The organism is Streptomyces sp. NPDC021356 (genome assembly GCF_040641015.1).
Taxonomy (GTDB): domain Bacteria; phylum Actinomycetota; class Actinomycetes; order Streptomycetales; family Streptomycetaceae; genus Streptomyces.
In genome coordinates, this window is sequence record NZ_JBFACU010000084.1 from 1 (window position 1) to 8,481 (window position 8,481).

Sequence of the window (8,481 nt, forward strand, 5' to 3'; positions counted from 1 at the left end):
AACCCCGCGATGCCCGGGGCCTGTTGCTTGTCCACCTGGGCGGTCCAGCGCGCCCTTGGCGCTGGCGAGGGGTCTGGGGGCGAGGAGCCCCCAGTTCCCGCCCGAAGGACGGGTGCCGTACGACGGTGCCGCGCACCGGGCTGCGCCCCGCACGGCGGGGCCGGCGCCCACGGGCCGCCACCCCGAAGGCGCTCCGCGCCCGGCCCGGCCACCCCCGGCCGGCCGCCGCCCACGCCGCACGGCTGGAGCGGGCCGGGCGGCGGGGCGACTTGGGGTCGCCCCGCCGCCGGGGTTACACCGCGACTGCTTCGAGCTCGTCGGTGGCGACGATGGTGATGCGCGGGCGGGCTACGGGGGTCTGCGGCGTGCCCTCGTACCTGTCGGTCTGGGGCTTCTTGGCCGTGCCGGTGATGCGCACCCGGTCGCCTTCCTCGGCTTCCCATGCCGCCTTGCTGGTGCTGAAGATTTTCAGCGTGAGTCCGTCTCCTGCGTCGATCAGGAGGAGCATCCGGGAGCCGAATGCGCCGTCGACGGTCCTGGCCAGGGTGACGGTGCCCTCGTGGGCCACGTCGTCGCCCTCGGCCAGGGATCGGGCGGAGGCGATGCGTTCGGCGCGCGCGGCGGCTTCGGCGGCTGCGCGCTCGTCGCGGTGGGCGTACTCCTCGGCGGCCCGGCGGGCGGCCTGGTCCTGGCGGGGCGTCATGGACTTGCCGGAGGTGATCAGACGGCGCATGTCGTCGGGGAAGGTGCTTCCGTCGTTGTCCATCCACTTGGCCAGCTCGGGCTCGGCGGTGCTGAACTTGGCCCAGATCGCCCGGCCCTTGGCGGCGTCGATGATGGCCCGCTCGTGTTGCTTGCGCATGTCGGTGGCCAGGTACTTCACGTCTTCGATCCGGTGCTCAAGGGGCATCGGGGCCCCGAGGGCTCCGTATCCCGCGCAGTCGAAGCAGATGCCTCCCTGGACGTGGTCGTAGGCGTTGATGTGCCCCTTGCCGCCGCACTTGCCGCACGGCTGGGTGTATCCCCCCTTCTCCAGCCGGTAGAAGACGGAGACCAGTCCGGCGATGGTGATGGTCGCGCCGCCGCCGAGGGCGTTCAGGCGGGAACCGACGTGGGTGACGGTCGGCTCGGGCAGGGCCAGGGAGACGGAGAGGGCGGTCAGGGCTGCGGCAAGGGCTTCCTTGCGGGTGCGGGCGGACGCGACCGGCTGCGGGTCTGCGGCGTCGTCCGCGCGGGCGACGGTCCAGTTACGGCCGGGCTTGGTGACCTTGAAGAGCTTGTTGGAGATGACGCAGTGCCAGGCTCCGCCGATCTTCGTCAGGGCCGGAAGCTGCTGGTCCTGGTCCGCGCGCTGGGTGGTGGTCATGATCTGTGCCCTCCGTGTGGTGCGGGTTTCGAGTGGTGGTGGGGGTCGGGGTGCCATCCCCTTCCAACAAGCTCAATATTACCAGTCTTGAACCGGATTCAGAAGCGGAAAAGGGGGCCTGACCAGGGTTTTTCTCGAATCGCAGATCCCGCGCGCGCCTTCCGGGCGGGGCCGCCCCTTCTCCTTGCCAGCCGCTTTTCTGCGCTCCGCGGCGGGCCGCGCCCGGCGGACGACCGGTCACGTAGATCGCCCGGGGTGCCGCACTGCTCGGCCACCGGCAGGCGGACGACGGGGCCGGCCACAGGCGCCGGGGGTGTGCGAGGGGGTGGCGCGTGAGCGCCCCTCGCACCCGGCCGGAGGTCGGGTGCCGGGCGACGGAGCTGCGCACCGGCCGCCGGTCCCACGGCGCGGCCGTCGCTCGCGCCGGGTCCGGTCTCCTCGGTGCGTGACCGGCGCGGCCCCGGCGGGCCGTCGGCGCTCCTCGCCGCGCGGGCACGCCGAAGGGGCGGACGCCTGGTCGGCGTCCGCCCCTTCGGGGATGTGCGGGGGCCTAGAAGGGGGGCAGACCGACGGCCGTCCACCCCTGGTTGAGGAGGTGCCAGACGTTTCGCATCTCGGGGTGCTCGTAGACGCCGGGGCGCTGCTCGATCTCCTCGGCCTTGGCGGTGGCGGCCTCCACGGCTTCCTGGGCCTGCCTCACGCGCTCGGCGGTGACCCGGCTAGGCCGGGTGAGCATGTCCTGGGCGAGTGCCGACCCGAGACGCTGAACGGCGTACGCGAGATCGAACAGCTCGGTCACCGTGTCCGCGATCGGGTCGGCCTCGGGCCGCGCGTTGTCGATGATCACCTTGACGGGGAATCCGCACCGCCGGAGTTCGCCGGTGACCTTGGCGAACTTGAAGGGGTCGAACGGCCAGGTACGGGTGCCGGGGGCGGCGAACGCGTTCAGGGAGTGGGACCACTCGAATCCGTGCTGTCGCAGAGTGGCCTTGAGCCAACCGTGGTGGTCGCTGAGGCGGGCGGTGGTGCCGTAGACCCTGCTGTGCTCGATGGTGGTGGTGATCACGGGGTTCCTCCGTGGTGTGGGTTTCGAGTGGTGGTGCCGGTCGGGGTGCCACCCCCTTCCAACAAGCTCAATATTACCAGCCTTGAGCCGGATTCGGAAGCGGGGGGGCGGTTCTGATCAGGGTTTTTCTGGGGCTCGGGGCGGCGGCGGTCCGCCGCCCCGAGCCTGCTCAGCCCTGGCGGGCCGCGCGGGCGTCGCGCTCGCGGACAGCGGCGGCCACGGCCCCGGCGAACGTCCGCCCGGGGCTCCTGCCGTCCGTCCAGGCGAACGGCACCGGCTTGTTGTCCAGGTACAGGCGGACCGCTTCGCGGGCCGTCTTGCGGCTGTCCACGCTGAACACTGCCTCGCCGATGGCGGGGAGAGACACAGTGACGTTGGTCCACACGTACTCGGCGGTCCGGAACTCGTCGTGAATGACTCGGGCGGGCTCGACCTGGAAGAGGTGGGCCAGCGTGTCGGTGAACTCGCGGGCGGCCTCGTGGGTGTCGAGCGGGGCCGTGACGAGGGTTGCGTCGTGCCCGATGGCCGTGTGGATCTTGAACTTCATGGCGTGCTCTCCTGCGGTGCGTCGTGTCGGGTTTCGAGCGGGACCGGGCGGCGGTGCCATCCGCCGCCCGGCCGTTGGGCGTCAGTTGGTGGCGGCGGCCTCCTCGTCGTCGGTGCGCCACAGCGGCAGGGCCTCGAAGTCCTGGCTGGGCGCGAGCTTGATCACGGCCGCGCGCACGGTGACGGCCTTGACGGTGGCGGGCATGAGGGCCGCGACGGCGCGGGGGTCCTTGTTCGCGCGCCACATGGCGTAGAGCACGCGCTGACGCTCGGCGCGGGCCTTCGTCAGTGCCTCGCGGGCGGCCTGGTAGGTCGCCTCGGCCTCCAGCCCCTCCATGAGGAGAGGGGTGTCGATGCCCTCCCGCTGGCGGGACGCTTCGATCATCTCGGCGCGCATGGCCTGGTAGACCGTGTGGCCGATCGTCTCCGCCTCGGCCTGACGCTCGGGGGTGATCTGCTCGCTCATGGGTTCCTCCGGTGTGGGTTTCGAGGGGTTCTCGTTGTCCGGGGTGCCACCCCCTTCCAACAAGCTCAATATTACCAGTGTTAGACCGGATCGCATAGCCGAAAAGGGGGTCTGACCAGGGTTTTCCCGGAAGTTCCATGATCTTTTAGGGAGCGTCCGGGCCCCGCCGACCCCCCTCCCTGCCAGCCGCTTTTCCCTCCCCCGGCCCCGGGCCGGCCCGCACCTCCTCCACCGGCTCCAGCTCCTCCTGGCCCTCCTCGACCTCAGCCCCCGAACGGTCACCACGACGGCGCCGGCGGACGACGACGACGCGGAGGAATCACACCGGCCACGACGGACTTCAGCTCGTCCCCCGGTCCCCGGGGGGCGGGCGTCCGGAGGAGCCCCCCGGGGCTTCGCGCAAGGAGCGAAGCGACGCAGCCCGCGCGCAGCGCGGGCCGCAATAAGGAGGGCGGCCACGCCCGACGACTGCGGCGCACGGCCGGATCGCACCGAAGGTGCGATGAGACCCCCCACCGGCGGCCACGCCGCGGGAACCTACCCGCACTTCACCACCGGCCCGCACGCCGCGGGACAGCCCCGCGATGCCCGGGGCCTGTCGTCTTTCCACCTGGGCGGTCCAGCGCGCCCTGGGCGCTGGCGAGGGGTCTGGGGGCGAGGAGCCACCAGTACCCGGCCGAAGGACGGGTGCACCACGACGAACAGCTCCAGTGGCCCCGGCGGCCGGAGCGTCCTCGAGGTCGCCGCCGCCCCGGCCCCGTCTTGGAGTACCCCCATCGCGGCGGCGACCACGAGGAAAGCGTCCCCTGTGGGGCCTGGCCTGGCCGTGAGGTACGAGCGGCCGTCAGCACGCTGGTCCCGCTGTGATGCCGCCGGGGCCGGCCACGGGCGCCGGGGGTGTGCGAGGGGGTGGCGCGAGAGCGCCCCTCGCATCCGGCCGGAGGCCGGGTGCCGCTCCACGGCGCGGGCGCACTCGCCGCGTGTTCTCCGGCAGGCCGGCGCGCACGACGGTGGCGCCGCTGGCCTCCGCGGTTCCCTTGCCCTCGTCGGCCCGTCGGCGCCGTCGCCGCGCCGAATGCGGACATGCCTCCGGCCCGGAACGATGGTCGTTCCGGGCCGGGTAGTCCGTTAGGCGATGGTGAACAGCTCGTCCTGGACGGGCTGTTCGGCTGGCTCAGTTGTGGGGGCGGCGTGCTGCTGGTGGGTGATGTGCTCGGCCAGGGTCCAGTCGACCCATCGCCATTCGGGGAGCAGGGGGCGGGGCCGGGGTCCGGTCGTCTGCCGGATGGTGGTGAGTCCTGCGGCGTGGGCGGCCTGGCGTCCGGCGTCGGCGAGGATCAGTTTCTCGGGGCGGACGCGGTGGACGGTGGTGTCGTCCATCCAGACCTCGCAGTACGGCGCGCCGAGTGCGGTGAGCATGGCGAGACGGTGAATGTCGCCCCATCCGGGGTGGAGTCCGCCGGGGATGACCCATAGCCAGGTGCCGGGCTTGATGTCGCCCGGCCCCATGGGGGTGTGGTCGTACGGCGGGCGCTGGCGTCGGCGACGGCGGGGTTTCTCCGGGTAGTAGTGGCTGGGCGGGTAGTGGGGGTTCGCCATGTGCTGCTGGTGGAGTTCCTCGGCCAGCGCGTTCAAGACGTCGTTGTGGGTGTAGCAGTCAGGGCCGACATGCCAGTGTCGGGGGCCGTTCCGCTCTCGCTGGATCGTCGCGCCGCACGGCTTCCACTGGGTCGTCGCGCTGCGCGTGCTGCACTGTCCGGCCCGGAGGTACGGCTGGGCGGTGGCGCACGGCCACGGCGTGGTGCATGTCCGGCAGGTCCAGACGGGGCCGGCTGAGTCGGGCAGGTGCGCGCCCGGCAGGTAGAAGGGGCGGGTCAGCAGGCTGGCGTACGGCGTAGCGGGCGTTCCTTCGTGCGCCTCGGGGTGGGGTTCGGGCATCGGGCAGGGCTCTCCTGGATGGGGTCCGGGGCCGGGACGGTCGGCGGTGCGGCCGTCCCGGCCGGGCTGGGGTTCTACGGCGCGGGCGGGGTGGCGGCCTCGGCCGCGTCCAGGGCCTGCTCGCTCAGCTCGAAGGCGGTGGCCAGGGCCTGCGGGTCCATGGGTTCGGCCTCGTCCTCGGGCGCGGTCTTGCGGACGCGGTCGAGTGCGCGGACGGCCTGTGTGGCGATGTGGTAGCCGGTCTCGGCCTGCCCCTGGGCGTACGCGGCGAACAGCAGCAGCTCCACCTCCACCGTGTTCACATGCCTGAGTACCGGCCCGTTGCCGCGTCGGGCGTTGTCGAGTGCCTGGCGGCCCCTGTCGACGCTGAACAGGGCGATGCAGGACAGGGGGGCGGCTGCCTGTGCCGAGATGGTGGGGGTCAGGGATTCCAGTGCATCGGCGGCGGCGCGGAGGTTGGTGATCGCGGTGTCCCGGACCGGTGCGGGGCGTGCGAGGTGGCGGGCCGCTGTGGCGTAGCGGTCGGCCAGGGCGGCCCATGCGGTGGCCTGGTCCGGCTGCTTCTGCTCGGTGGCCAGGGCGGCCTCGTCGGCCGCGATGCGGGCGCGTCGGTGGCACAGGGCCGACTGACCCCTGAGCCAGACGCGATCGGGGGCTCCGTACCGGTCGAACTCGGCGTGATCGGCGGCCGCCCGGTAGGTCTGCGCGGTCTGCTGGGCGCGGAGCAGGGGGCGGCCGATGGTCTCGGTGACCATCCGGCCGCCGTGCCGGGCGACCAGGAGGTCACGGCGGGAGCGGGCGGTGTCGGCGTTGCCGTTCGGGTTCGGCAGGTCACTGGGGAGCGTCATGGTCGGGCTTCTCCTTGCGTGCGGGTTTCGAGGGGCTGGGGCGGCGGTGCCATCCGCCGCCCCGGGGTGGGGCGGGTGCTGTCAGCTGCGGTCGCAGGCGACCACGACCAGGCCGGGCCACGTCTCGCGGGTCTCGATGTCGGTGAACTCGCGCTCTTCGACGGTGAGCGAACGGTGGACGGCGAAGTCGTCGCCGCAGACGTCGCAGGTGAACCGGCCGAAGTAGGGGGATTCGGCGCTGCGCTTGTCGATCTCGGGCTCGTCGATGGTGCGGGTCTTCGCGGGGCCAGCTTCGACGTCTGGGGAGGGGGTGGTCATCGGGGCCTCTCTCTGGCTCACGGGGCGGGTTTCGAGGGGCCGGGGCGGCGGTGCCATCCGCCGCCCCGGGTGGGACGGGCTACTGGAAGGACTGGGCGAGGGCGGCGCGCAGTGCGCCGGTCTCGGCGCAGACCGCGCCGAGCGGCGCGGCGAGTGCCGTGCTGAGCGCGGCCGCGTGCAGTGACTGCCCGGCGCGTCCGGCCTTGCTGGCCTCGACGTAGCCGTGCCAGTAGGCCGCGAGGACGGTGTCGCTGAGTCCGTCCAGCTCCTCCAGCGGGGCCTTGTCCTCGTCGGCGGCGGTGGCCATGAGGTAGTCGCGCAGGCCGGTCAGTGCGGCCTCGGAGAGTTCCAGGGTGGAAGCCATCGGGTGCCTCTTCCGTACGGGTTTCGAGTGGTGGTGTTGGTTGGGGTGCCATCCCCTCCCAACAAGAAGAACAATACCAGCTTTCACCAGCATTGGAAGCACTGGGGGGCACGTTTCTGATCCCTTTTCGTCCCCCGGCCTGGACCCGCTACCCTGGTGTTCTCTCGTTCCGCGTGGAAGTAGCGCCCCCTCCTGGGGATGTCGCCACCACGCGCGGTACGGGTTTCGAGAAGACCGGCGACCGCGCCAGCCTGCCGCACTTGTGTGGGGGGTCCTGCCTTATGGCAGGGCGGTCGCCGGTCTGCGTTCCGGCTACGCCGTGGCGGCGGCCACGTAGGCGTTGACGACCCGCACGAGATTCGCGGTGTCCGCCGCACAGTCGGTGTCGGTCGACCGGTAGACCTCGGGGGCGTCCTCCTCGGTCTCCAGGCCGTGGGAGTGGTAGAACGCGGTCCAACCGGTGTGCTCGGCGGGGGGATAGTCGAGCTGGGCGTCGGCGTCACTGATCCAGAGCTGGGCCGGACCGGCAACCTGGACCGTCAGGACGAAACAGCCGCTGCCCAGCCATGCCTCGCCGCCGATGGTGTGCCCTTCCGCCTGGAGCGCCGTGCTCAGCAGGTCACGGGCCGTGGGTTCTTGAGCGTCCGTCATGGGTGATCTCCTCGTTCGCGGTGGGGTGGGTTTCGAGAGGGCCGGGCGGCGGTGCCATCCGCCGCCCGGCCGGGGGTGGGTCAGAACTCGTTGTCGATCCAGACCAGCCCGTACGGGGTGGTGCGCCAGTAGGACATGCAGCCGTGTTCCACGACGGCCAGGGCCTCCGTGAGGTCCTTGTGGTCGCGGGCGTCGTAGCGTCCGGCCCGGACCGCGCGCCGGACCGTGTCGAGCCGGTCGACGCCTACCGCGACGGCGCGGCCGGCGCGGTAGTCGTCGTGGGCCGCGCGCAGTTCCGCGCGCCAGTCGGCGCGCGCCTCGGCGTCGGCCGGGGGCGGCCCGGCGTCCTGGCGGGCCAGGTAGGCCAGTGCTCGGGCCTCGTGGACGGGGGCCGTCACGCGGCGGCCAGGCTGCGGGCGGCGGCGCACTGGACGACCGCGACCACCAGAGCGGCGGTGTCCTGGGTGAAGCCGCCTGCCCCTTCGGACCGGTAGACCTCCGCCTCTCCCTCGTCGCTGAGGTCGGCGTGCGGCCGGTAGAACGCGACCCATCCGGGGTGCGCGTCAACGGGGCTGTCGGTGTGGCCGGTGCGGTCCGCGATCCAGATTTCGGGGCCGCCCGCGATGTCGACGGTGACCATGTCGGTGCCGGTCTGGACATCGGTGCCGCTGCGGGCCGTCAGCCCGTGGGCTTCGAGCGTGCGGATCAGCCGGTCCCCGGCCGCGTCGGTGTGGGGGTCGATACGAACGTCTGTCATGGTGCGCTCTCCTCGTGCGTGATGGGGTTTCGAGGGCCGGGGCGGCGGTGCCATCCGCCGCCCCGGCCGGGGGGGGGCCCGGACGGGACAGGCCGGGCCCGGGACCCCGGTTAATAAAGGTAGAGAGGCGGGTGGGGGTAGAATGTGTGGTGGTGGGGTGG

At 72.4% G+C, this 8,481-nt stretch carries 11 protein-coding genes; all 11 read right to left on the reverse strand.

Features of this window, described 5'->3' with window-relative positions; translation table 11 throughout:
• Positions 1–292: 292 nt before the first annotated feature.
• A complete protein-coding gene (locus AB0G56_RS41735) occupies positions 293–1,366 on the reverse strand; it encodes a hypothetical protein (RefSeq protein ID WP_360981449.1) in 1,074 nt (357 codons plus the stop codon).
• 550 nt (positions 1,367–1,916) lie between these two features.
• Entirely contained in the window at positions 1,917–2,432 is a 516-nt protein-coding gene (locus tag AB0G56_RS41740; RefSeq protein ID WP_360981452.1) for a hypothetical protein, read from the reverse strand.
• A 169-nt stretch (positions 2,433–2,601) separates the two neighbouring features.
• Positions 2,602–2,979 carry a hypothetical protein gene (locus AB0G56_RS41745; RefSeq protein ID WP_360981455.1) on the reverse strand — a complete coding sequence of 126 codons (378 nt, stop codon included), beginning with the start codon at positions 2,977–2,979 and terminating at the stop codon, positions 2,602–2,604.
• An 81-nt stretch (positions 2,980–3,060) separates the two neighbouring features.
• On the reverse strand, positions 3,061–3,444 hold the full coding sequence (locus AB0G56_RS41750; protein WP_360981458.1) for a hypothetical protein: 384 nt from the start codon (positions 3,442–3,444) through the stop codon (positions 3,061–3,063).
• Between the two features lie 1,128 nt (positions 3,445–4,572).
• A complete protein-coding gene (locus AB0G56_RS41755; protein WP_360981461.1) occupies positions 4,573–5,382 on the reverse strand; it encodes a hypothetical protein in 810 nt (269 codons plus the stop codon).
• A 74-nt stretch (positions 5,383–5,456) separates the two neighbouring features.
• Positions 5,457–6,230, reverse strand: a complete 774-nt coding sequence (locus tag AB0G56_RS41760) for a hypothetical protein (protein WP_360981464.1) — start codon at positions 6,228–6,230, stop codon at positions 5,457–5,459.
• Between the two features lie 81 nt (positions 6,231–6,311).
• Positions 6,312–6,569: a hypothetical protein gene (locus AB0G56_RS41765; RefSeq protein ID WP_360981467.1), complete on the reverse strand. Its 258-nt coding sequence runs from the start codon at positions 6,567–6,569 to the stop codon at positions 6,312–6,314.
• Between the two features lie 58 nt (positions 6,570–6,627).
• Positions 6,628–6,912, reverse strand: a complete 285-nt coding sequence (locus AB0G56_RS41770) for a hypothetical protein (protein ID WP_360981470.1) — start codon at positions 6,910–6,912, stop codon at positions 6,628–6,630.
• 312 nt (positions 6,913–7,224) lie between these two features.
• The gene (locus tag AB0G56_RS41775; protein WP_360981473.1) at positions 7,225–7,563 is read right to left on the reverse strand and encodes a hypothetical protein; all 339 of its coding nucleotides are present in this window, start codon (positions 7,561–7,563) and stop codon (positions 7,225–7,227) included.
• 80 nt (positions 7,564–7,643) lie between these two features.
• Complete coding sequence (locus AB0G56_RS41780) at positions 7,644–7,961, reverse strand: hypothetical protein (RefSeq protein WP_360981476.1); 318 nt, start codon at positions 7,959–7,961, stop codon at positions 7,644–7,646.
• Positions 7,958–8,320: a hypothetical protein gene (locus AB0G56_RS41785; RefSeq protein ID WP_360981479.1), complete on the reverse strand. Its 363-nt coding sequence runs from the start codon at positions 8,318–8,320 to the stop codon at positions 7,958–7,960. Before AB0G56_RS41785 ends, AB0G56_RS41780 begins: the two co-directional genes overlap by 4 nt.
• Positions 8,321–8,481 lie beyond the last annotated feature (161 nt).